The 23,428-nt window shown below is 59.3% G+C and carries 14 protein-coding genes, 4 tRNA genes and 2 rRNA genes (1 of these 20 only partly in view); all 20 read right to left on the minus strand.

Features of this window, described 5'->3' with window-relative positions:
* Positions 1 to 80: 80 nt before the first annotated feature.
* Complete coding sequence (tuf, locus tag L0U84_RS18410; RefSeq protein ID WP_018420138.1) at positions 81 to 1,271, minus strand: elongation factor Tu; 1,191 nt, start codon at positions 1,269 to 1,271, stop codon at positions 81 to 83.
* Between the two features lie 48 nt (positions 1,272 to 1,319).
* Positions 1,320 to 3,422 carry an elongation factor G gene (gene fusA / locus L0U84_RS18415; RefSeq protein ID WP_233851587.1) on the minus strand — a complete coding sequence of 701 codons (2,103 nt, stop codon included), beginning with the start codon at positions 3,420 to 3,422 and terminating at the stop codon, positions 1,320 to 1,322.
* Between the two features lie 132 nt (positions 3,423 to 3,554).
* Positions 3,555 to 4,025 (minus strand): 30S ribosomal protein S7, encoded by a 471-nt coding sequence (gene rpsG, locus L0U84_RS18420; RefSeq protein WP_006053291.1) that lies wholly within the window; start codon positions 4,023 to 4,025, stop codon positions 3,555 to 3,557.
* A 181-nt stretch (positions 4,026 to 4,206) separates the two neighbouring features.
* The gene (rpsL, locus tag L0U84_RS18425) at positions 4,207 to 4,587 is read right to left on the minus strand and encodes a 30S ribosomal protein S12 (RefSeq protein WP_006053290.1); all 381 of its coding nucleotides are present in this window, start codon (positions 4,585 to 4,587) and stop codon (positions 4,207 to 4,209) included.
* 220 nt (positions 4,588 to 4,807) lie between these two features.
* Positions 4,808 to 6,655 (minus strand): DNA helicase RecQ, encoded by a 1,848-nt coding sequence (gene recQ / locus L0U84_RS18430; protein ID WP_233851588.1) that lies wholly within the window; start codon positions 6,653 to 6,655, stop codon positions 4,808 to 4,810.
* A gap of 225 nt (positions 6,656 to 6,880) precedes the next feature.
* The gene (rpoC, locus tag L0U84_RS18435) at positions 6,881 to 11,119 is read right to left on the minus strand and encodes a DNA-directed RNA polymerase subunit beta' (RefSeq protein ID WP_233851589.1); all 4,239 of its coding nucleotides are present in this window, start codon (positions 11,117 to 11,119) and stop codon (positions 6,881 to 6,883) included.
* A gap of 21 nt (positions 11,120 to 11,140) precedes the next feature.
* On the minus strand, positions 11,141 to 15,247 hold the full coding sequence (rpoB, locus tag L0U84_RS18440) for a DNA-directed RNA polymerase subunit beta (protein ID WP_233851591.1): 4,107 nt from the start codon (positions 15,245 to 15,247) through the stop codon (positions 11,141 to 11,143).
* 370 nt (positions 15,248 to 15,617) lie between these two features.
* On the minus strand, positions 15,618 to 15,995 hold the full coding sequence (gene rplL, locus L0U84_RS18445; protein ID WP_008922979.1) for a 50S ribosomal protein L7/L12: 378 nt from the start codon (positions 15,993 to 15,995) through the stop codon (positions 15,618 to 15,620).
* 63 nt (positions 15,996 to 16,058) lie between these two features.
* The gene (gene rplJ / locus L0U84_RS18450) at positions 16,059 to 16,562 is read right to left on the minus strand and encodes a 50S ribosomal protein L10 (protein WP_233851593.1); all 504 of its coding nucleotides are present in this window, start codon (positions 16,560 to 16,562) and stop codon (positions 16,059 to 16,061) included.
* Positions 16,563 to 16,865: 303 nt separating this feature from the next.
* A complete protein-coding gene (rplA, locus tag L0U84_RS18455; RefSeq protein ID WP_233851595.1) occupies positions 16,866 to 17,564 on the minus strand; it encodes a 50S ribosomal protein L1 in 699 nt (232 codons plus the stop codon).
* A complete protein-coding gene (gene rplK, locus L0U84_RS18460) occupies positions 17,565 to 17,996 on the minus strand; it encodes a 50S ribosomal protein L11 (protein WP_008922976.1) in 432 nt (143 codons plus the stop codon).
* A gap of 163 nt (positions 17,997 to 18,159) precedes the next feature.
* Positions 18,160 to 18,717, minus strand: a complete 558-nt coding sequence (gene nusG / locus L0U84_RS18465) for a transcription termination/antitermination protein NusG (RefSeq protein ID WP_233851596.1) — start codon at positions 18,715 to 18,717, stop codon at positions 18,160 to 18,162.
* 1 nt (position 18,718) lies between these two features.
* Positions 18,719 to 19,099 carry a preprotein translocase subunit SecE gene (gene secE, locus L0U84_RS18470; protein WP_233851597.1) on the minus strand — a complete coding sequence of 127 codons (381 nt, stop codon included), beginning with the start codon at positions 19,097 to 19,099 and terminating at the stop codon, positions 18,719 to 18,721.
* Positions 19,100 to 19,134: 35 nt separating this feature from the next.
* A tRNA-Trp gene (locus L0U84_RS18475) sits at positions 19,135 to 19,210 on the minus strand.
* 64 nt (positions 19,211 to 19,274) lie between these two features.
* On the minus strand, positions 19,275 to 20,465 hold the full coding sequence (tuf, locus tag L0U84_RS18480) for an elongation factor Tu (RefSeq protein WP_018420138.1): 1,191 nt from the start codon (positions 20,463 to 20,465) through the stop codon (positions 19,275 to 19,277).
* A 62-nt stretch (positions 20,466 to 20,527) separates the two neighbouring features.
* Positions 20,528 to 20,602, minus strand: a tRNA-Thr gene (locus L0U84_RS18485).
* A gap of 16 nt (positions 20,603 to 20,618) precedes the next feature.
* Positions 20,619 to 20,692: transfer RNA gene (locus tag L0U84_RS18490), tRNA-Gly, on the minus strand.
* Between the two features lie 40 nt (positions 20,693 to 20,732).
* Positions 20,733 to 20,818 (minus strand) — tRNA-Tyr (locus L0U84_RS18495).
* A 156-nt stretch (positions 20,819 to 20,974) separates the two neighbouring features.
* A 5S ribosomal RNA gene (gene rrf, locus L0U84_RS18500) occupies positions 20,975 to 21,088 on the minus strand.
* Between the two features lie 156 nt (positions 21,089 to 21,244).
* Positions 21,245 to 23,428, minus strand: a 23S ribosomal RNA gene (locus tag L0U84_RS18505) (it continues 697 nt past the right edge of the window).

Raw genomic sequence — 23,428 nt, forward strand, 5'->3', positions numbered from 1 at the left:
AAAAGAACGTAGTCCCGGACGCTCGCGGAGAGCGAGTGCCCGGACCCGGGCACTGCCTACTGCTACAGCAATCTTCGATTTTACTCGATGATCTTGGCGACGACACCAGCGCCGACCGTACGGCCACCTTCGCGAATTGCGAAACGCAGGCCTTCTTCCATCGCGATCGGGTTGATCAGCTTCACCGTGATCGACACGTTGTCGCCCGGCATCACCATTTCCTTGTCCTTCGGCAGCTCGATCGAGCCCGTCACGTCCGTCGTACGGAAGTAGAACTGCGGACGGTAGTTGTTGAAGAACGGCGTGTGACGGCCGCCCTCGTCCTTGCTCAGCACGTACACTTCAGCCGTGAAGTGCGTGTGCGGGTTGATCGAACCCGGCTTGGCCAGCACCTGACCACGCTCCACGTCTTCACGCTTCGTGCCGCGCAGCAGGATACCCACGTTGTCGCCTGCCTGACCCTGGTCGAGCAGCTTGCGGAACATTTCCACGCCCGTGCAGGTCGTCTTGGCCGTTGCGCGGATGCCGACGATCTCGATTTCCTCGCCGACCTTGACGACGCCACGCTCGACGCGGCCCGTCACCACCGTGCCGCGACCCGAGATCGAGAACACGTCTTCCACCGGCATCAGGAACGCACCGTCAACCGCGCGCTCCGGCGTCGGGATGTACGTGTCCAGCGCATCGGCCAGGTTCATGATCGCCACTTCGCCCAGCTCGCCCTTGTCGCCTTCCAGCGCCAGCTTGGCCGAACCCTTGATGATCGGCGTGTCGTCGCCCGGGAAGTCGTACTTCGACAGAAGTTCGCGAACTTCCATCTCGACGAGCTCCAGCAACTCGGCGTCGTCCACCATGTCGCACTTGTTCAGGAACACGATGATGTACGGAACGCCAACCTGACGCGCCAGCAGGATGTGCTCACGCGTTTGCGGCATCGGGCCGTCAGCAGCCGAGCACACCAGAATTGCGCCGTCCATCTGTGCCGCGCCCGTGATCATGTTCTTCACGTAGTCAGCGTGGCCCGGGCAGTCGACGTGTGCGTAGTGGCGGTTAGCCGTTTCGTACTCGACGTGCGCGGTGTTGATGGTAATGCCGCGCGCCTTCTCTTCCGGCGCTGCGTCGATCTGGTCGTACGCCTTCGCTTCGCCGCCGAACTTCTGCGTCAGAACCGTCGTGATCGCTGCCGTCAGCGTGGTCTTGCCGTGGTCAACGTGACCGATCGTGCCCACGTTCACGTGCGGCTTGGTCCGTTCGAATTTACCTTTAGCCATGTTTCTCTTCTTTCAGAAAGTTAATCGTTGAATGACTTTGCCGCGCGATTACTTCGACTTCGCGTTGATGATCGCTTCCGACACGTTGCGCGGAGCTTCAGCGTAGTGCTTGAACTCCATCGTGTACGTTGCGCGACCTTGCGTCAGCGAACGCAGCGACGTCGAGTAGCCGAACATTTCCGACAGCGGCACTTCGGCGCGAACGATCTTGCCGCCGCCTACCATGTCGTCCATGCCCTGAACAATACCGCGACGGCCGGACAGATCGCCCATCACGTTGCCCATGTAGTCTTCCGGCGTTTCGACTTCCACAGCCATCATCGGTTCGAGGATGACCGGGCTTGCCTTGCGCATCGCTTCCTTGAATGCCATCGAACCAGCCATGCGGAACGCATTTTCGTTCGAGTCGACGTCGTGGTACGAACCGAACGTCAGATGAACCTTCACGTCAACGACCGGGAAGCCCGCCAGCACGCCTGCCTTCAGCGTTTCCTGGATACCCTTGTCGACTGCCGGGATATATTCACGCGGAATCACACCGCCCTTGATCTCGTCCAGGAACTCGTAGCCCTTGCCCTGCTCGTTTGGCTCAAGCGTGATCACCGCGTGACCGTACTGGCCGCGACCGCCCGACTGCTTGACGAACTTGCCGTCAACGTCTTCCGCCTTGCCGCGAATGGTTTCGCGGTAAGCCACTTGCGGCTTGCCAACCGTTGCTTCAACGCCGAACTCACGCTTCATCCGATCGACCAGAATTTCCAGGTGGAGCTCGCCCATACCCGAAATAATGGTTTGACCCGATTCTTCGTCCGTTTGGACGCGGAACGACGGATCTTCCTGCGCCAGACGGTTCAGCGCCAGACCCATCTTTTCCTGGTCCGGCTTCGTCTTCGGCTCAACAGCCTGCGAAATCACGGGTTCCGGGAAAATCATCCGCTCGAGCACGATCGGACTTGTCGGGTCGCACAGCGTGTCGCCCGTGGTCGCATCCTTCAGACCGACCGCAGCAGCGATGTCGCCTGCACGCACTTCCTTGATTTCTTCGCGCTGGTTCGCGTGCATCTGCAGAATACGGCCCAGACGTTCCTTCTTGTCCTTGGTCGCGTTCAGCAACGTGTCGCCCGAATTCACCACGCCGGAGTACACACGGAAGAAGATTAGTTGACCAACGAACGGGTCGGTCATGATCTTGAACGCGAGTGCCGAGAACTTTTCGTCGTCAGCAGCACGGCGCTCGCCCTTTTCACCGTTCTCGAGCTCGCCGGTAACCGGCGGAATATCGATCGGCGACGGCAGGAAGTCGAGCACGGCGTCCAGCATGCGCTGCACACCCTTGTTCTTGAACGCGGTACCGCACAGCATCGGCTGGATTTCGCACGCGATCGTACGGTCGCGCAAGCCCTTGATGATTTCCGCTTCGGAGAGCTCGCCCTCTTCCAGGTACTTGTTCATCAGCTCTTCGCTCGACTCAGCGGCGGCTTCGATCATCTTTTCGCGCCATTCGTTGCACGAGTCGACGAGTTCCGCCGGGATCTCTTCGTACGAGAACTTGGTACCCTGGGACGCGTCGTCCCAAATGATCGCCTTCATCTTCATCAGATCGACGACGCCCGTGAAGTTCTCTTCCGCGCCGATAGGCACGACGACCGGAACCGGGTTCGCCTTCAGACGCAGCTTGAGCTGATCGTAGACCTTGAAGAAGTTCGCGCCGGTACGGTCCATCTTGTTGATGAACGCGAGACGGGGAACCTTGTACTTGTTAGCCTGACGCCACACGGTTTCCGACTGGGGCTGCACGCCGCCCACAGCGCAGTACACCATGCACGCGCCGTCGAGCACGCGCATCGAGCGCTCGACTTCAATCGTGAAGTCGACGTGGCCCGGGGTGTCGATGATGTTGATCCGGTGCTCGGCGCGGTCGCCCGCCATACCCTTCCAGAATGCCGTGGTAGCAGCGGAAGTAATCGTGATGCCGCGTTCCTGTTCCTGCTCCATCCAGTCCATGGTGGCAGCGCCGTCGTGAACTTCACCAATCTTGTGGTTCACGCCCGTGTAGAACAGAATGCGCTCGGTCGTCGTCGTTTTGCCGGCGTCGATGTGAGCGCTGATACCGATGTTACGGTAGCGCTCGATAGGAGTCTTGCGAGCCACTTTGATCCTCTATTGGGATGACGCGATGCGAGAGATACCCATCGCGCTGTAACACAAACGGGCGAGGCGCCTTTAAAGCGCACCCGCCCAGAATTTCTTTCCGCTTTTCCGCTAAACCCGAGGCCGGGAAGCTTAGAAACGGAAGTGCGAGAACGCCTTGTTGGCTTCTGCCATCCGGTGAACTTCGTCGCGCTTCTTCATCGCGCCGCCACGGCCTTCGGCCGCTTCGGAGAGTTCACCTGCCAGACGCAGGGCCATCGACTTCTCGCTACGCTTCTTCGCGGCTTCACGCAGCCAACGCATCGCCAATGCCATACGACGCGACGGGCGCACTTCTACCGGAACCTGATAGTTCGCACCACCAACGCGGCGGCTCTTAACTTCGACCACCGGCTTGACGTTGTTGAGCGCCACCGTAAACACTTCCAGCGGGTCCTTGCCACCCTTGGTCTGGATCTGTTCGAAAGCGCCGTACACGATACGCTCGGCAACCGACTTCTTGCCGGAGAGCATCAGCACGTTCATGAATTTTGCTACATCAACGTTGCCGAACTTCGGATCCGGCAACACTTCCCGCTTGGGGACTTCGCGACGACGCGGCATGTTTCTTCCTTTACCTTTTCAGTTGGAGCTGTTTGCAGCCCCGCGGCCACCAACTAACCCGATTCATCCGTAAGACTAACCAGCCTGGTCGGGTGACCACTTACTCGATAGCACCGGCGACTCCGGCACCATCGCTATTACCGCCTTCGCAGGCGACCTGAAACTACGATTGACCGGCTAATTACTTGCCAGCCTTGGCACGCTTCGCACCGTACTTCGAGCGAGCCTGCTTACGATCCTTGACGCCCTGGGTATCCAGCGAGCCGCGAACCATGTGGTAACGCACACCCGGCAAGTCCTTCACACGGCCGCCGCGAATCAGCACCACCGAGTGTTCCTGCAGGTTGTGGCCTTCACCACCGATGTACGAAATGACTTCGAAGCCGTTCGTCAGACGAACCTTGGCGACCTTACGGAGTGCCGAGTTCGGCTTCTTCGGCGTCGTGGTGTACACACGGGTGCACACGCCGCGACGCTGGGGGCAGTCCTGCAAGGCCGGGCTCTTGCTCTTCGTCGTTTCCGACGTGCGGCCTTTGCGAACCAGTTGATTGATGGTTGGCATTGTTTATTCCTGAAATTGAACAAAATCGACGCATCTGTTTCCGGGCAAAGCGAAAACGCCTGCGCATCGAACTTCCGCTCGGCTTACTCGCGCACGAACTGAAGCCGCGCGCAAGCATTCCAAGAACCGGAACCTAGCATAATATTCCGAAAATACTAAGGGAGTCAATAGGTTGCGATGTTCCGCACCCCTGTCGATCCTGCAAAACAGCCAGATGACGTCAGTCTGCCGCCACGACATTCAGCAATTCGTAGCCGAAACGATCTAGTTTACGCGCTCCCATGCCCGGAATACTGCGCAAATCGTCGATAGAATCGGGCCCGAGACGGGCGATTTCCGCGAGCGTCGCGTCATGGAAAATCACGTAAGCCGGCACGCCGTCGCTCTTCGCGGTTTCGGTGCGCCACATGCGCAGACGCTCCCAGCGGGCGCGCTCTCGAGGACCCATGCCGATCGTCGGATCTGCGCGCTCGCTCGTACGCCCCGACGATTGACGCGTGCGTGTCGGCTTCACGTAGCGGCGCATCGTCACCTTCTGCTCGCCCTTGAGCACCGGCTTGCTCGCCTCCGTCAGCACGAGGGAACCGAAGCCCTCGTGGTCGACCGTGAGGTAGCCGAATGCGACGAGCTGGCGGAACACCGCGCGCCACTCCGGCTCACCGAGTGCCGCGCCGATACCGAATGTAGTCAGCTTCTCGTGGCCGCGCTGCATGATTTTCTCGCTGCGGTTGCCGCGCAAAATATCGATCAGGTGTCCGGCGCCAAAATGAAAGCCGCTGGCCCGCTGCGCGCGAAAGACGCACGACAGCGCCATTTGAGCCTCGCGCGTCGCATCCCAGGTTGGCGGCGGCTCCAGGCAGTTGTCGCAGTTGCCGCACGGCTGGCTCGTTTCGCCGAAGTACGCGAGCAAGCGCACCCGCCGGCAGGTCGCCGTTTCGCACAAACCGAGCAAAGCGTCGAGCTTGCCGGTCTGGACGCGCTTGTGCGCGTCGTCAGCCTCCGATTCGTCGATCATCTTGCGCTGCTGCACGACATCGCCGAGCCCGTAGGCCATCCACGCGTTCGACGGCAACCCGTCGCGGCCCGCGCGGCCGGTCTCCTGGTAGTAGCCTTCGACGCTCTTCGGCAAATCCAGATGCGCGACGAACCGCACGTCGGGTTTGTCGATGCCCATGCCGAAGGCGATCGTCGCGCACATCACCACACCCTCCTCGCGCTGGAACATCTCCTGATGCTTCTGGCGCACCTCGAACTCCATGCCGGCGTGGTACGGCAGCGCCCGCATGCCCTTTTCCTTCAGCCACTCCGCGGTTTCTTCGACCTTGCGGCGGGACAGGCAATAGACGACGCCCGCGTCGGTCGTACCGTCGGGTTTCGTATGCTCGGCACGGATGAAATCGAGCAGCTGCGTGCGCGCATTGTCTTTCTCGGCGATGCGATAGCGGATGTTCGGCCGGTCGAAACTCGACACGAACACGCGTGCATCCTCGAGCGCGAGACGGTGGATGATTTCGTCGCGCGTGATTGCGTCGGCGGTGGCCGTTAGCGCGATGCGCGGCACATTCGGAAAGCGCTCGTGCAGCACCGACAGCTGAATATACTCGGGCCGGAAATCGTGCCCCCATTGCGACACGCAATGCGCTTCGTCGATCGCGAAAAGGCCGATGCGCGTACGCTCGAGCAGTTCCTGGAAGCGCGGTGTCATCAGCCGTTCCGGCGCGACGTAGAGCAGATCGATGTCGCCGTCGCGCAGCGCGCGCTCGGTGGCAATCGCCTCAGCGCTCGAGAGCGTCGAGTTCAGGTACGCGGCGCGCACGCCTACTTCGGTCAGCGCAGCTACCTGATCCTGCATCAGCGCGATCAGCGGCGACACCACGATGCCCGCACCGAAGCCGCGTTCGCGCCGAACTAGCGACGGAATCTGATAGCACAGCGATTTGCCGCCACCCGTCGGCATCAGCACGAGGCAATCCCCGCCGTCGGCGACGTGCTCGACAATTTCGCCCTGCTGCCCCCTGAACGCGGGATAACCGAAGACTTCGTTGAGGATTTCGAGCGGACGGGACATGTATTTGAGAGACGGCGAAGGGAACGGCGCGCAGGCGGTGAGACGAATTTTACCAACGCATTCGGGCCGCGCCCGCGCTTTGCGACAACGTTAGCCATCGAGCCTAGGACTGCGCCGGTGCATGGCCCCGACGCACGCGGAAAAATAGAGCATAAAAAAAGCCGCTCAGTCGAAACTGAGCGGCTTTCGTGGCTCGTCAGGTGAGGCGGCTTACGCCGCCCGCACTTACTCGCCCGAGTGCTGCTGTTCGGCGGCCGGGGCTTCCGGCGTACCGAATTCGAACGACTCTTCCGCTGCGATCTGATCGAAACGCTCGCGGTCGGCCAATTCCTTGCTCTTGCGCGCCTTGTGGAACGCGAGACCCGTACCGGCCGGAATCAGACGGCCGACGATCACGTTTTCCTTCAGGCCACGCAGGTCGTCGCGCTTGCCCATGATCGCCGCTTCGGTCAGCACGCGGGTCGTTTCCTGGAACGACGCCGCGGAGATGAACGAATCGGTCGAAAGCGACGCCTTCGTGATACCGAGCAGCACGTTTTCGTACGTGGCCGGACGCTTGTCTTCCGCGATCATACGGTCGTTCTCGTCGAGCATGTCCGACCGCTCGACCTGTTCGCCCGGGATGAATCGCGTATCGCCGTTGTCCGAAATCTGCACGCGGCGCAGCATCTGACGCACGATCACTTCGATGTGCTTGTCGTTGATCTTCACGCCCTGCAGACGGTACACGTCCTGCACTTCGTCCACGATGTAACGCGACAGCGCCTCGACGCCCTGCAGACGCAGGATGTCGTGCGGATCCGCCGGCCCGTCGACGATCATTTCGCCCTTGTTGACGACCTGACCATCGTGCACCAGAACCTGCTTTTCCTTCGCGATCAGGAACTCGTGCTGATTGCCCTCGAGGTCCGTGATAACGAGACGCTGCTTGCCCTTCGTGTCCTTACCGAACGACGTCGTACCCGTGACTTCCGCCAGGATACCCGCGTCCTTCGGCGAACGTGCTTCGAACAGTTCCGCCACACGCGGCAAACCGCCGGTAATGTCACGCGTCTTCTGCGATTCGGTCGGAATACGTGCGAGCACTTCACCGACCTGCACCTGCTGACCGTCCTTCACGGTGATCAGCGCGCCGACCTGGAAGCCGATCTGCACCGAGTGCTCGGTGTTCGGGATCTTCACTTCCTCGCCGTTCGCATCGAGAAGCTTGACCTGCGGACGCACCGTCTTCGAGGCCTGCGAACCACGACGCTTCACGTCGATCACGACGAGCGTTGACAGACCCGTCACGTCGTCGATCTGCTTCGCGACCGTCACGCCTTCCTCGACGTTCTCGAACTTCACCGTACCACCGTACTCGGTGATGATCGGACGCGTCATCGGATCCCACGTGGCCAGTTGCGTGCCGGCCTTGATCTGCGCACCGTCGAGCTGCAGCAGCGTGGCGCCGTACGGCACCTTGTGACGCTCGCGCTCGCGGCCGTGATCGTCGGTGATCATCGCTTCGCCCGAACGCGAGATGACGATCTGCTCGCCCTTCGCATTCGTGACGTAACGCATCGTCGACGTGAAACGCACCGTACCGTTCGACTTCGCTTCGACCGACGAAGCCACCGCCGCACGCGACGCCGCACCACCGATGTGGAACGTACGCATCGTGAGCTGAGTGCCCGGTTCGCCGATCGACTGCGCAGCGATCACGCCGACTGCCTCACCGACGTTGACCGACGAGCCGCGGCCCAGGTCGCGGCCGTAGCAGGCTGCGCACAGACCGTAGCGCGTTTCGCAAGTCAGCGGCGTACGCACGCGCACTTCGTCGATGCCGAGGCGTTCGATTTCTTCGACCGCGTCTTCGTCGAGCAACGTGCCCGTTTCGTACAGCGTTTCCTGCGATTCCGGATTGACGACGTCAGCCACCGTCACGCGACCGAGGATACGGTCACGCAGCGCTTCGACCACTTCACCGCCTTCGACCAACGCCTTCATGGCGACGCCGTTGGACGTACCGCAATCGTCCTCGACCACCACCAGATCCTGCGTCACGTCGACCAGACGCCGTGTCAGGTAGCCCGAGTTTGCCGTCTTCAGTGCCGTATCAGCCAGACCCTTACGTGCGCCGTGGGTCGAGATGAAGTACTGCAACACGTTCAGGCCTTCACGGAAGTTCGCCGTAATCGGCGTCTCGATGATCGAGCCGTCCGGCTTCGCCATCAGGCCACGCATACCGGCCAGCTGACGAATCTGAACCGCGGAACCACGAGCACCCGAGTCCGCCATCATGTAGATGGAGTTGAACGACTCCTGACGCGTCTGGTTACCGTCGCGATCCACCACCGGTTCCGTCGACAGCTGTTCCATCATCGCCTTGCCGACCGCTTCCGACGTCGCCGACCAGATGTCGACCACGTTGTTGTAGCGTTCTTGCGACGTGACGAGACCCGACATGTACTGACGGTCGTATTCCTTCACCTTCTTCGCGGCATCGCCAACGATGGTTTCCTTCTGCGGCGGCACGAGCATGTCGTCGACGCAGATCGAAATACCGGCGCGCGTTGCCAGACGGAAGCCCGACTGCATCAGCTGGTCAGCGAAAATCACCGTCTCACGCAGACCGCACTTGCGGAACGCGGTGTTGATCAGACGCGAGATTTCCTTCTTCTTCAGCGGCTTGTTCAGCACCGAGAACGGCAGGCCCGGCGGCAGGATTTCCGACAGGATCGAGCGGCCAACCGTGGTTGCGTACAGCGTGATCTTCGGCACGAACGCCGGCGCGCCTTCCGACTTGTCTTCGTTGTGGACCATTTCGGTGATCCGCACGTTGACTCGCGAGGCCAGCTCGACTTCCTTGTTCTCGTACGCGCGCAGCACTTCCGACACGCCCGTGAACGTCAGGCCTTCGCCCTTGCCGTTCACGGCTTCGCGCGTCGCGTAGTACAGGCCGAGCACGATATCCTGCGACGGCACGATCGACGGATCGCCGTTGGCCGGGAACAGCACGTTGTTCGACGCGAGCATCAGCGTGCGCGCTTCCATCTGCGCTTCGAGCGACAGCGGCACGTGAACAGCCATCTGGTCACCGTCGAAGTCGGCGTTGAACGCCGCGCAAACGAGCGGGTGCAGCTGGATTGCCTTACCTTCGATCAGCACCGGCTCGAAAGCCTGGATGCCGAGACGGTGCAGCGTCGGCGCACGGTTCAGCATGACCGGGTGCTCGCGGATCACCTCTTCGAGGATGTCCCACACGACCGGTGTCTGGTTCTCGACTTCCTTCTTCGCTGCCTTGATGGTGGTAGCGACACCCATCACTTCGAGCTTGTTGAAGATGAACGGCTTGAACAGTTCGAGCGCCATCAGCTTCGGCAGACCGCACTGATGCAGCTTCAGCGTCGGGCCGACCACGATCACCGAACGGCCCGAGTAGTCGACACGCTTACCGAGCAGGTTCTGACGGAAACGACCGCCCTTACCCTTGATCATGTCGGCGAGCGACTTCAGCGGACGCTTGTTCGCGCCGGTCATCGCCTTGCCGCGACGGCCGTTGTCGAGCAGCGAGTCGACCGCTTCCTGCAACATCCGCTTTTCGTTACGGACGATGATTTCAGGTGCCTTCAGCTCGAGCAGACGCTTCAACCGGTTGTTACGGTTGATCACGCGGCGATACAGGTCGTTCAGGTCCGACGTCGCGAAACGGCCGCCGTCGAGCGGCACCAGCGGACGCAGTTCCGGCGGCAGCACCGGCAGCACTTCGAGGACCATCCAGTCCGGCTTGATGCCCGAACGCTGGAACGCCTCGAGCACCTTCAGGCGCTTCGCGTACTTCTTGATCTTCGCTTCCGAGCCGGTGTTCTTGAGCTCCGTGCGCAGCAGTTCGACCTGTTCGTCGATGTTGATCGCGCGCAGCAGTTCGCGAATACCTTCCGCACCCATTTCGGCACGGAATTCGTCGCCGTATTCCTCGACCTTGTTGTAGTAATCCTCTTCGGTCATGATCTGCCGCGCTTTGAGCGGCGTCATGCCCGGATCGATCACCACGTATGCTTCGAAGTACAGCACGCGCTCGATGTCGCGCAGCGTCATGTCGAGCACCATGCCCAGACGCGACGGCAGCGACTTCAGGAACCAGATGTGCGCGACCGGCGAGGCCAGCTCAATGTGGCCCATCCGCTCACGACGCACCTTCGCGAGCGTCACTTCGACGCCGCACTTCTCACAGATCACGCCACGGTGCTTCAGGCGCTTGTATTTACCGCAAAGGCATTCGTAGTCCTTGATCGGCCCGAAAATCTTCGCGCAGAACAGACCATCGCGTTCCGGCTTGAACGTGCGGTAATTGATGGTTTCCGGCTTCTTGACTTCACCGAACGACCACGAACGGATCTTGTCCGGCGAGGCCAGACCGATCTTGATCGCGTCAAAAACTTCAGGTTGTTGGACTTGCTTGAATAGATCGAGCAAAGCTTTCATCGCTTCTCTCCAGTAGTCCGATTAGTTCCGGTCCAGGTCGATGTCGATACCCAGCGACCGGATTTCCTTCACCAACACGTTGAACGACTCAGGCATGCCGGCATCGATCACGTGATCGCCCTTGACCAGGTTCTCGTAAACCTTGGTCCGGCCCGTCACGTCGTCCGACTTCACCGTCAGCATTTCCTGCAGCACGTACGATGCGCCGTACGCTTCGAGCGCCCACACTTCCATTTCACCGAAACGCTGGCCACCGAACTGCGCCTTACCGCCCAACGGCTGCTGCGTCACGAGCGAGTACGGGCCCGTGGAACGCGCGTGCATCTTGTCGTCGACCAGGTGGTGCAGCTTCAGATAGTGCATGTAGCCGACCGTCACCGTACGTTCGAACATCTCGCCCGTGCGGCCGTCGAACAGACGCACCTGGTTCTTCGACGGCGTCATGCCGAGGTTTTCAGCGATGTCGTCCGGGAACGCCAGATCCAGCGCGCGCGACATTTCCTCTTCCGTCGCACCGTCGAACACCGGCGTCGCGAACGGCACGCCTTCGCGCAGGTTCTTCGCCAGCTCGAGGATTTCGTCGTCGCTGAAGGTGTCCAGCTCTTCGGCGCGGCCCGATTCGTTGTAGATCTTGATCAGGAATTCGCGCAGTTCAGCGATCTTCGCCTGACGCTGCAGCATTTCGCCGATACGCCAGCCGAGGCCCTTCGCGGCCCAACCCAGATGTACTTCGAGAACCTGACCCACGTTCATCCGCGACGGCACGCCGAGCGGGTTCAGAACGACGTCAGCCGGACGGCCGTCGGCCATGTACGGCATGTCTTCGATCGGCACGATCTTCGACACGACACCCTTGTTACCGTGACGGCCGGCCATCTTGTCGCCAGGCTGCAGACGGCGCTTCACCGCCAGATACACTTTGACCATCTTCAGCACGCCCGGCGGCAGTTCGTCGCCTTGCGTGAGCTTCTTGCGCTTCTCTTCGAACGCGAGGTCAAACTGGTGACGCTTCTCTTCGATCGAGTTCTTGATCGCTTCGAGCTGGGCCGCTGCTTCTTCATCCGCGAGGCGGATGTCGAACCAGTGATAGTGGTCCAGATCTTCGAGGTAAGCGCGCTCGATCTTCGTGCCCTTCGCGAGCTTCTTCGGACCGCCGTTCGCCACCTTGCCTTCGAGCATACGCGCAAGACGCTGGAACGCATCGCCTTCCACGATACGCAGCTGGTCGTTCAGGTCGAGGCGATAGCGCTTCAGTTCATCGTCGATGATCTGTTGCGCGCGCTTGTCGCGCTGGATACCTTCACGCGTGAACACCTGCACGTCGATCACGGTGCCGCTCATGCCGGAGGGCACGCGCAGCGACGTGTCCTTCACGTCCGACGCCTTCTCACCGAAGATCGCGCGCAGCAGCTTTTCTTCAGGCGTCAGCTGGGTTTCGCCCTTCGGCGTGACCTTGCCGACCAGCACGTCGCCCGCTTCGACTTCCGCGCCGATGTACACGATGCCCGACTCGTCGAGACGGCCAAGCTGCACTTCCGCGAGGTTCGAGATGTCGCGCGTGATTTCTTCCGGTCCGAGCTTCGTGTCGCGTGCAACGACGTTCAGTTCTTCGATGTGGATCGACGTGTAACGGTCGTCCGCAACGACCTTCTCCGAGATCAGGATCGAGTCTTCGAAGTTGTAGCCGTTCCACGGCATGAACGCGATCAGCATGTTCTGGCCGAGCGCGAGCTCGCCCAGATCGGTCGATGCGCCGTCAGCCAGCACGTCGCCACGCGCAACCTTGTCGCCCATCTTCACGATCGGACGCTGGTTGATGTTCGTGTTCTGGTTCGAACGCGTGTACTTGATCAGGTTGTAGATGTCGACACCGACTTCACCCGCGACCGCTTCGTCGTCGTTCACGCGAATCACGATACGGCCAGCGTCGACGTAATCGACCACACCGCCACGCAGTGCCTGAACCGTCGTGCCCGAGTCGACCGCCACGGTGCGCTCGATGCCCGTACCGACGACCGGCTTTTCCGGACGCAGACACGGCACAGCCTGACGCTGCATGTTCGAGCCCATCAATGCGCGGTTCGCGTCGTCGTGCTCGAGGAACGGAATCAGCGAAGCTGCGACCGACACGATCTGCGACGGCGCCACGTCCATGTACTGGATGCGGTCCGGCGTGACCATCAGGGTTTCGCCCGCTTCACGCGACGACACGAGTTCGTCGGTCAGCGTGCCGTCGTCGGCCACCGCCGCGTTCGCCTGAGCGATCACGTAACGGCCTTCTTCGATCGCCGACAGGTAGTCGATCTGGTCGGTCACCTTGCCGTCCGCCACCTTGCGATACGGCGTCTCGAGGAAGCCGTATTCGTTCAGGTGCGCGTACAGAGCGAGCGAGTTGATCAGACCGATGTTCGGACCTTCCGGCGTTTCAATCGGGCACACACGGCCGTAGTGAGTCGGGTGCACGTCGCGAACTTCGAAGCCTGCACGCTCGCGCGTCAGACCGCCCGGGCCCAGTGCGGAAACACGACGCTTGTGCGTGATTTCCGACAGCGGGTTGGTCTGGTCCATGAACTGCGACAGCTGCGACGAACCGAAGAACTCGCGGATCGCCGATGAGATCGGCTTCGAGTTGATCAGGTCGTGCGGCATCAGGTTTTCGCTTTCGGCCTGGCCGAGGCGTTCCTTCACAGCACGTTCGACACGCACAAGCCCCGCGCGGAACTGATTCTCCGCGAGTTCACCAACGCAACGCACACGACGGTTGCCGAGGTGGTCGATGTCGTCCACTTCGCCCTTGCCGTTGCGCAGCTCGACAAGAATCTTGATCGTCGCGAGGATGTCGTCGTCCTGCAGCGTCATCGGGCCGATGATTTCGTCACGGCCGACGCGGCGGTTGAACTTCATACGACCCACCTTCGACAGGTCATACGCTTCTTCGCTGTAGAACAGGCGGTTGAACAGTGCCTCGACCGCTTCTTCGGTCGGCGGCTCGCCAGGACGCATCATGCGGTAGATCGCGATGCGCGCGGCCATCTTGTCGACCGTTTCGTCGATTCGCAGCGTCGACGAGATATACGGGCCCTGGTCCAGATCGTTCGTGTAGAGCGTCTGGATGTCCTTAATCTTCGCTTCGCGCAGCTTCTCGAGCACGGATTCGGTGATTTCGTCGTTCGCGTTCGCGATGACTTCACCCGTATCGCCGTCGATCACGTTCTTCGCGAGTACGCGGCCGAGCAGATAGTCTTCCGGCACCGAGATGAACTTGGTCTTCGCGTTATCAAGGTCGCGAATGTGCTTGGCGTTGATCCGTTTGTCCTTCTGGACGATCACGTTGCCGTCGCGGTCCGTGATATCGAAGCGCGCAACTTCACCGCGCAGACGCTCCGGCACGAATTCCATCTGCGCGCCTTCCGGCATCAGCGTGAAATTGTCGAACACGAAGAAGTTTGCGAGGATCTGCTCCGGCGTCAGGCCGATTGCCTTCAGCAGAATCGTAACCGGCATCTTGCGGCGCCGGTCGACGCGGAAGTACAGCACGTCCTTCGGGTCGAACTCGAAGTCGAGCCACGAGCCACGGTAAGGAATGATACGTGCCGAAAACAGCAACTTGCCCGAGCTGTGCGTCTTGCCCTTGTCGTGTTCGAAGAACACGCCCGGCGAACGGTGCAACTGCGAAACGATCACACGTTCCGTGCCGTTGATAACGAACGAACCGGTCGGCGTCATGAGCGGAATTTCGCCCATGTACACTTCCTGCTCTTTCACTTCCTTCACGACAGGTTTGCTCGGCGATTCCTTGTCGAGCAACACCAGACGCACCTTGGCGCGCAGCGCCGAGCAGTACGTCAGACCGCGCTGCTGGCATTCCTTAATGTTGAATGCCGGCGGCGACAGCATGTAGCTGACGAACTCGAGACGCGCGAAGCCGTTGTGCGAAACGATCGGGAAAACGGAAGTAAACGCTGCCTGCAGGCCTTCCGGCTTGCGTTGCGTAGACGACGTATCTGCTTGCAGAAACGTGCTGAATGATTCAAGCTGGGTAGCCAGCAGGAAAGGTACTTGGTGAACGATGGGGCGCTTCGCAAAACTCTTGCGAATGCGCTTCTTCTCGGTGAAGGAATATTGCATACGATCTCCGAATCACGGCGGGCATAGTTGTCGAGGCAGGATACCTTGATGAGACAACCCGAGTGTTCACCGACTGAGACCCGATGGCTGTCCGATGGCTTGAACGAGCCTAGAAGCTTGGTGGTTGGCCGCTACCAACCGCTGGCTGACGGCAGCGGATGCCTGTGTTGCCCGCTACCCGACCAAACTTGCCTTCTGCAGTCGCTTCAGAAGACAAAGAGAAGCGCCGGTCAATAGTGCCGATTGGCGATTTTCTTTGGCTTCTTGGGATCACGCCCTTGCCGGAATACACCCGCAAAACCGCTGCCCCCACAAAGCACAAAAAGGCCGGCGGTGAAAAACCGCCAGCCTTCGCACAGCGCGTTGAAACTTACTTGATTTCAGCCTTCGCGCCGGCTTCTTCCAGCTTCTTCTTGGCTTCTTCAGCTGCAGCCTTGGGCACCGCTTCCTTAACGGGCTTCGGTGCGCCGTCGACCAGATCCTTCGCTTCCTTCAGGCCGAGACCCGTCAGTTCGCGAACAGCCTTAATGACCGAAACCTTGTTTGCACCGACTTCAGCCAGGATGACCGTGAATTCCGTCTGCTCTTCAGCAGCAGCAGCGCCACCGCCAGCACCTGCCGGGCCTGCCACTGCGACAGCAGCTGCCGACACGCCAAACTTTTCTTCGAACGCCTTAACCAGCTCGTTCAGTTCCAGAACGGACATCGAGCCTACGGCTTCGAGGATGTCTTCTTTTGCGATTGCCATTTGAAATACTCCTAAATTGAATTCGGATACAGCCAGCGATCAATTACGCTCGACTGAAGTGCATTACGCAGCGGTTTCTTCGCCTTGTTTCTTGTCTGCCAGCGCGGCCAGAGCGCGCGCGAAGCCAGAAACAGGTGCCTGCATAACGTACAACAGCTTGGAGAGCAGCTCTTCGCGGCTCGGGATGTTCGCCAGCGCTTGCACGCCAGCCTTGTCCATCACCTTGCCTTCGTAGGAACCAGCCTTGATGACCAACTTGTCATTGCTCTTGCTGAAGTCATTGACGACCTTAGCAGCAGCAATTGCATCTTCCGAGATGCCGTAGATCAGGGGACCAGTCATCTGCTCTGCCAGCGGAGCAAACGGGGTACCTTCGACGGCGCGACGCGCCAACGTGTTCTTCAACACACGAAGGTAAACCTGTTGCTCACGCGCTTTCGCGCGCAGCTTGGTCAGATCGCCAACCGCGATTCCACGATACTCAGCCAGAACCACGGTCTGAGCTTTCGCGACTTGCGCGGCAACCTCAGCGACGACGGCCTGCTTGCTTTCTTTGTTGAGTGGCACGGTTAACCTCCAGATTCGATACACGCAGCGTGCGCCTTGTGTACCGCGTTCAATAACGGCGTCCGACCAGTCAGGAGTATTTCGACCGTCAAAAATCCATATCGCTACGGACATCCAACGGCTTCATCACTACAAAACCTTTTCGGGTTCGCCATCTGCGTTGGCTTTACATTAAGGACCCGCCTGCCTGCTGCGTGCCCACCAACGGTCTTTGACAACCGGTCGCGAAATGCAGTCTGCCACCTCGCAACCGCCCAAAGCCCTTAAAAACCGCTCCGGCTCGCGCCGGTGCGGCCAAATTCATTACTGTGCAGCGATCGACGTCTGGTCGACGCGAACGCCGACACCCATCGTGCTCGACAGAGCGACTTTGCGCAGATACACGCCCTTGCTCGTTGCCGGCTTCGCCTTCTGCAGCGCTTCGATCAGCGCGTTCAGGTTGGTGCGCAGAGCTGCCGGTTCGAACGAGGCGCGGCCGATCGTTGCGTGGATGATACCCGCCTTGTCGACACGGAATTGCACCTGGCCAGCCTTGGCATTCTTGACAGCGGTCGCGACGTCCGGCGTGACCGTGCCGACCTTCGGGTTCGGCATCAGGCCGCGCGGCCCGAGGATCTGACCGAGCGTACCGACGACACGCATCGTATCCGGCGAAGCGATCACGATGTCGAAGTTCAGGTTGCCTGCCTTGACCTGCTCGGCCAGGTCTTCCATACCGACCACTTCGGCGCCAGCCGCACGAGCCTGTTCAGCCTTTTCGCCCTGTGCGAACACAGCGACGCGAACCGATTTACCGGTACCGGCCGGGAGCACGACAGAGCCGCGAACCACTTGATCCGATTTCTTTGCGTCGATGCCGAGTTGCACGGCGACGTCGATCGACTCGTCGAACTTCGCGCTCGCGCACCCCTTCACGAGCGACAGAGCGTCCTCGATCGGATACAGTTTCTGACGATCAACTTTTGCTGCAAATGCTTGCAGACGCTTCGAAAGCTTAGCCATTTACACGCCCTCCACGGTGATGCCCATCGAGCGGGCGCTACCAGCGATCGTACGAACCGCTGCATCCAGATCGGCAGCCGTCAGATCGGGCATCTTGGTCTTGGCGATATCTTCAGCTTGAGCGCGGGTGATCTTGCCGACCTTGTCGGTATGCGGCTTGCTCGAACCCTTGTCGAGCTTCGCTGCCTTCTTGATCAGAACCGTTGCGGGCGGCGTCTTCAGAACGAACGTAAAGCTCTTGTCTGCGAATGCCGTGATCACGACAGGAATCGGCAGACCCGGTTCCATTGCTTGAGTCTGCGCGTTGAACGCCTTGCAGAACTCCATGATATTCAGGCCGCGTTGGCCCAGTGCCGGACCGACCGGCGGCGAAGGGTTGGCTTTACCTGCAGGAATCTGCAGCTTGATAAAGCCGATAATTTTCTTTGCCATTTCGAGAACCTCTTTGGAACGCCGACTTACTTCCGGACGCTCAGTGAGTAGTAGCGCGTGTTCGCCGGCACAGCTGGCTAGTTACGCTCCTCAACGGCCATTTATGCGGGCCGTAAGCGCGAAATACGGAACGCACCCATCGGTGCGTTCCGTAAACTCTGGATTACAACTTTTCGACTTGGCCGAATTCCAATTCGACCGGAGTTGCGCGGCCGAAGATCGTAACGGAAACACGGACTCGCGATTTTTCGTAGTTCACTTCTTCGACGCTGCCGTTGAAATCTGTGAACGGGCCTTCCTTCACCCGGACCATCTCGCCCACCTCGAACAGGGTCTTTGGACGCGGCTTCTCCACGCCCTCCTGCATCTGCGACATGATTTTTTCAACTTCCCGCGGGGAAATCGGGCTCGGCCGATTACGCGCTCCGCCGACAAAACCGGTAACCTTCGCCGTGTTCTTCACGAGATGCCAAGTTTCGTCTGTCATTTCCATTTCGACTAAGACGTAGCCGGGAAAGAAACGACGCTCTGTCACTGATTTGTGACCGCCCTTCACCTCAACGACTTCTTCTGTCGGAACGAGAATCTGGCCAAACTGATCCTGCATGCCAGCCCGTTCGATGCGCTCTTGAAGCGCTCGCTGCACGCTCTTCTCCATACCGGAATAGGCGTGCACCACGTACCAACGCTTAGCACTCGGGGATGCCGGAGTATCACTCATATCATTTCCAACCCAGAATCGCCGAGAAAATCGCCCACTCAATGGATTTATCACAAACCCAGAGGAAGATGGCCATCACGACTACGAAGCCGAACACCACGAGTGTTGTTTGTGTCGCCTCTTTGCGAGTCGGCCAAACAACCTTACGGACTTCTTTGTACGAGTCTTTGGCGAAAGCGATGAAACCCTTGCCAGGCGCTGAGAGAAGACCGACTGCGACACCCGCGATCGCACCAACAGCCAAGGCGGCTCCGCGGATGTACCATTCCTGGCCGTTGAGCCAGAAGAACCCCACGAACCCGGCCAAGACCAGCAACACACCTGCGATCAACACCAACTTGTCGCCGGATGTATTTACAGTTTCGACGGAAGGATTCGCCATAACACCTTAACGAAGCACCACTACGGCGCGATAGTTGGCAGGGGCAGAGGGAATCGAACCCCCAACCTTCGGTTTTGGAGACCGACGCTCTGCCAGTTGAGCTATACCCCTAAACCATTTGGGGTTGACGCAACCGCCAACCCCGATACAACTGATTATCGAGAACTTTCTGGCGTTACTCGATGATCTTGGCGACGACACCAGCGCCGACCGTACGGCCACCTTCGCGAATTGCGAAACGCAGGCCTTCTTCCATCGCGATCGGGTTGATCAGCTTCACCGTGATCGACACGTTGTCGCCCGGCATCACCATTTCCTTGTCCTTCGGCAGCTCGATCGAGCCCGTCACGTCCGTCGTACGGAAGTAGAACTGCGGACGGTAGTTGTTGAAGAACGGCGTGTGACGGCCGCCCTCGTCCTTGCTCAGCACGTACACTTCAGCCGTGAAGTGCGTGTGCGGGTTGATCGAACCCGGCTTGGCCAGCACCTGACCACGCTCCACGTCTTCACGCTTCGTGCCGCGCAGCAGGATACCCACGTTGTCGCCTGCCTGACCCTGGTCGAGCAGCTTGCGGAACATTTCCACGCCCGTGCAGGTCGTCTTGGCCGTTGCGCGGATGCCGACGATCTCGATTTCCTCGCCGACCTTGACGACGCCACGCTCGACGCGGCCCGTCACCACCGTGCCGCGACCCGAGATCGAGAACACGTCTTCCACCGGCATCAGGAACGCACCGTCAACCGCGCGCTCCGGCGTCGGGATGTACGTGTCCAGCGCATCGGCCAGGTTCATGATCGCCACTTCGCCCAGCTCGCCCTTGTCGCCTTCCAGCGCCAGCTTGGCCGAACCCTTGATGATCGGCGTGTCGTCGCCCGGGAAGTCGTACTTCGACAGAAGTTCGCGAACTTCCATCTCGACGAGCTCCAGCAACTCGGCGTCGTCCACCATGTCGCACTTGTTCAGGAACACGATGATGTACGGAACGCCAACCTGACGCGCCAGCAGGATGTGCTCACGCGTTTGCGGCATCGGGCCGTCAGCAGCCGAGCACACCAGAATTGCGCCGTCCATCTGTGCCGCGCCCGTGATCATGTTCTTCACGTAGTCAGCGTGGCCCGGGCAGTCGACGTGTGCGTAGTGGCGGTTAGCCGTTTCGTACTCGACGTGCGCGGTGTTGATGGTAATGCCGCGCGCCTTCTCTTCCGGCGCTGCGTCGATCTGGTCGTACGCCTTCGCTTCGCCGCCGAACTTCTGCGTCAGAACCGTCGTGATCGCTGCCGTCAGCGTGGTCTTGCCGTGGTCAACGTGACCGATCGTGCCCACGTTCACGTGCGGCTTGGTCCGCTCAAACTTACCCTTGGCCATTTTCGACTCCTAAGAGGATTTTCCGTACGTTGCGCCGGGCGCAAACAATCACCGAGTACTTCTGGTGCCCATGGGCAGGATCGAACTGCCGACCTCTCCCTTACCAAGGGAGTGCTCTACCACTGAGCCACATGGGCGCTACTTCTGTGTTGCTGGAGCGGGTGAAGGGAATCGAACCCTCGTCGTAAGCTTGGAAGGCTTCTGCTCTACCATTGAGCTACACCCGCAAGGATCATGGATTCCCAACAACTGCTACAACTTGCATCTTGGTGGAGGAGGTTGGATTCGAACCAACGTAGGCGTAAGCCAACAGATTTACAGTCTGCCCCCTTTAGCCACTCGGGCACCCCTCCGCAGAGAACTGACGATTATGGGGGAACAACATCTTTTTGTCAAGGCCTGCTTGACCGTTCCGAACCCGACGTTCTCACTTATATGGTGATTGACCGTTAGTATTCCGTAAACGCAGAAACCCCACCGCGGTGGGTGGGGTTTCTGGCTTGGGAGGAGCCTGACGATTACCTACTTTCACACGGGCAATCCGCACTATCATCGGCGTGGAGTCGTTTCACGGCCCTGTTCGGGATGGGAAGGGGTGGGACCGACTCGCTATGGTCATCAGGCATGACGGGTTGCTGCGTCGCAATGGTATGCGCCACAGCCAATCGGGAAGAAGCGTAAAGGATTCGTGTGTGGGGGGTTGCGTTGTTTCTGGCACAACACCGATCTCAACCGTGTGCGTGTCGCTCCCCCTGCTGGGGGTAAAACACACCGGTTATAGGATCAAGCCTTACGGGCAATTAGTATCAGTTAGCTCAGTACATTACTGTACGTGCACACCTGACCTATCAACGTCCTGGTCTTGAACGACCCTTCAAGGGGCTCGAAGCCCCGGGGATATCTCATCTTAAGGCGAGTTTCCCGCTTAGATGCTTTCAGCGGTTATCTCTTCCGAACATAGCTACCCGGCGATGCCACTGGCGTGACAACCGGTACACCAGAGGTTCGTCCACTCCGGTCCTCTCGTACTAGGAGCAGCCCCCTTCAAATATCCAGCGCCCACGGCAGATAGGGACCAAACTGTCTCACGACGTTTTAAACCCAGCTCACGTACCTCTTTAAATGGCGAACAGCCATACCCTTGGGACCGGCTACAGCCCCAGGATGAGATGAGCCGACATCGAGGTGCCAAACACCGCCGTCGATATGAACTCTTGGGCGGTATCAGCCTGTTATCCCCAGAGTACCTTTTATCCGTTGAGCGATGGCCCTTCCATACAGAACCACCGGATCACTATGACCTGCTTTCGCACCTGTTCGACTTGTCAGTCTCACAGTCAAGCACGCTTATGCCATTGCACTATCAGCACGATTTCCGACCGTACCTAGCGTACCTTCGTACTCCTCCGTTACACTTTGGGAGGAGACCGCCCCAGTCAAACTGCCTACCATGCACTGTCCCCGACCCGGATTACGGGCCAAGGTTAGAACCTCAAACAGATCAGGGTGGTATTTCAAGGACGGCTCCACGCAGACTGGCGTCCACGCTTCATAGCCTCCCACCTATCCTACACAGACCGGTTCAAAGTCCAATGCAAAGCTACAGTAAAGGTTCATGGGGTCTTTCCGTCTAGCCGCGGGGAGATTGCATCATCACAAACACTTCAACTTCGCTGAGTCTCGGGAGGAGACAGTGTGGCCATCGTTACGCCATTCGTGCAGGTCGGAACTTACCCGACAAGGAATTTCGCTACCTTAGGACCGTTATAGTTACGGCCGCCGTTTACCGGGACTTCAATCAAGAGCTTGCACCCCATCATTTAATCTTCCGGCACCGGGCAGGCGTCACACCCTATACGTCCACTTTCGTGTTTGCAGAGTGCTGTGTTTTTATTAAACAGTCGCAGCCACCAGTTTATTGCAACCCTTTCACCCTCCTGGCGCAGGCCAGTCAAGCTACAAGGGCGTACCTTATCCCGAAGTTACGGTACCAATTTGCCGAGTTCCTTCTCCCGAGTTCTCTCAAGCGCCTTAGAATACTCATCTCGCCCACCTGTGTCGGTTTGCGGTACGGTCACTGTGAAACTGAAGCTTAGAGGCTTTTCCTGGAACCCCTTCCAGTTGCTTCGCTTCCGAAGAAGCTCGCGCCACACCCTTGAGTCCTGTGCCCGGATTTGCCAAAGCACCCTCTTCAATGCAGCGACCGGGACTTCCAACACCCGGACAACCTTCCGCGATCCGTCCCCCCATCGCATTTCACAATGGTGCAGAAATATTAATCTGCTTCCCATCAGCTACGCATTTCTGCCTCGCCTTAGGGGCCGACTCACCCTACGCCGATGAACGTTGCGTAGGAAACCTTGGGCTTACGGCGAGGGGGCCTTTCACCCCCTTTATCGCTACTCATGTCAGCATTCGCACTTCCGATACCTCCAGCACACTTTCCAGTGCACCTTCGCAGGCTTACGGAACGCTCTCCTACCATGCGTGCAAAGCACGCATCCGCAGCTTCGGTATATGACTTAGCCCCGTTACATCTTCCGCGCAGGACGACTCGATCAGTGAGCTATTACGCTTTCTTTAAAGGGTGGCTGCTTCTAAGCCAACCTCCTGACTGTTTTAGCCTTCCCACTTCGTTTCCCACTTAGTCATATTTGGGGACCTTAGCTGGCGGTCTGGGTTGTTTCCCTCTTGACACCGGACGTTAGCACCCGATGTCTGTCTCCCGTGATTGCACTCTTCGGTATTCGGAGTTTGCTATGGCGTAGTAATCCGCAATGGACCCCACAACCATGACAGTGCTCTACCCCCGAAGGTGATACACGAGGCACTACCTAAATAGTTTTCGGAGAGAACCAGCTATTTCCAGGTTTGTTTAGCCTTTCACCCCTATCCACAGCTCATCCCCTAACTTTTCAACGTTAGTGGGTTCGGTCCTCCAGCACGTGTTACCGTGCCTTCAA

It is taken from the genome of Paraburkholderia sp. HD33-4, assembly GCF_021390635.1.
Lineage (GTDB): Bacteria > Pseudomonadota > Gammaproteobacteria > Burkholderiales > Burkholderiaceae > Paraburkholderia.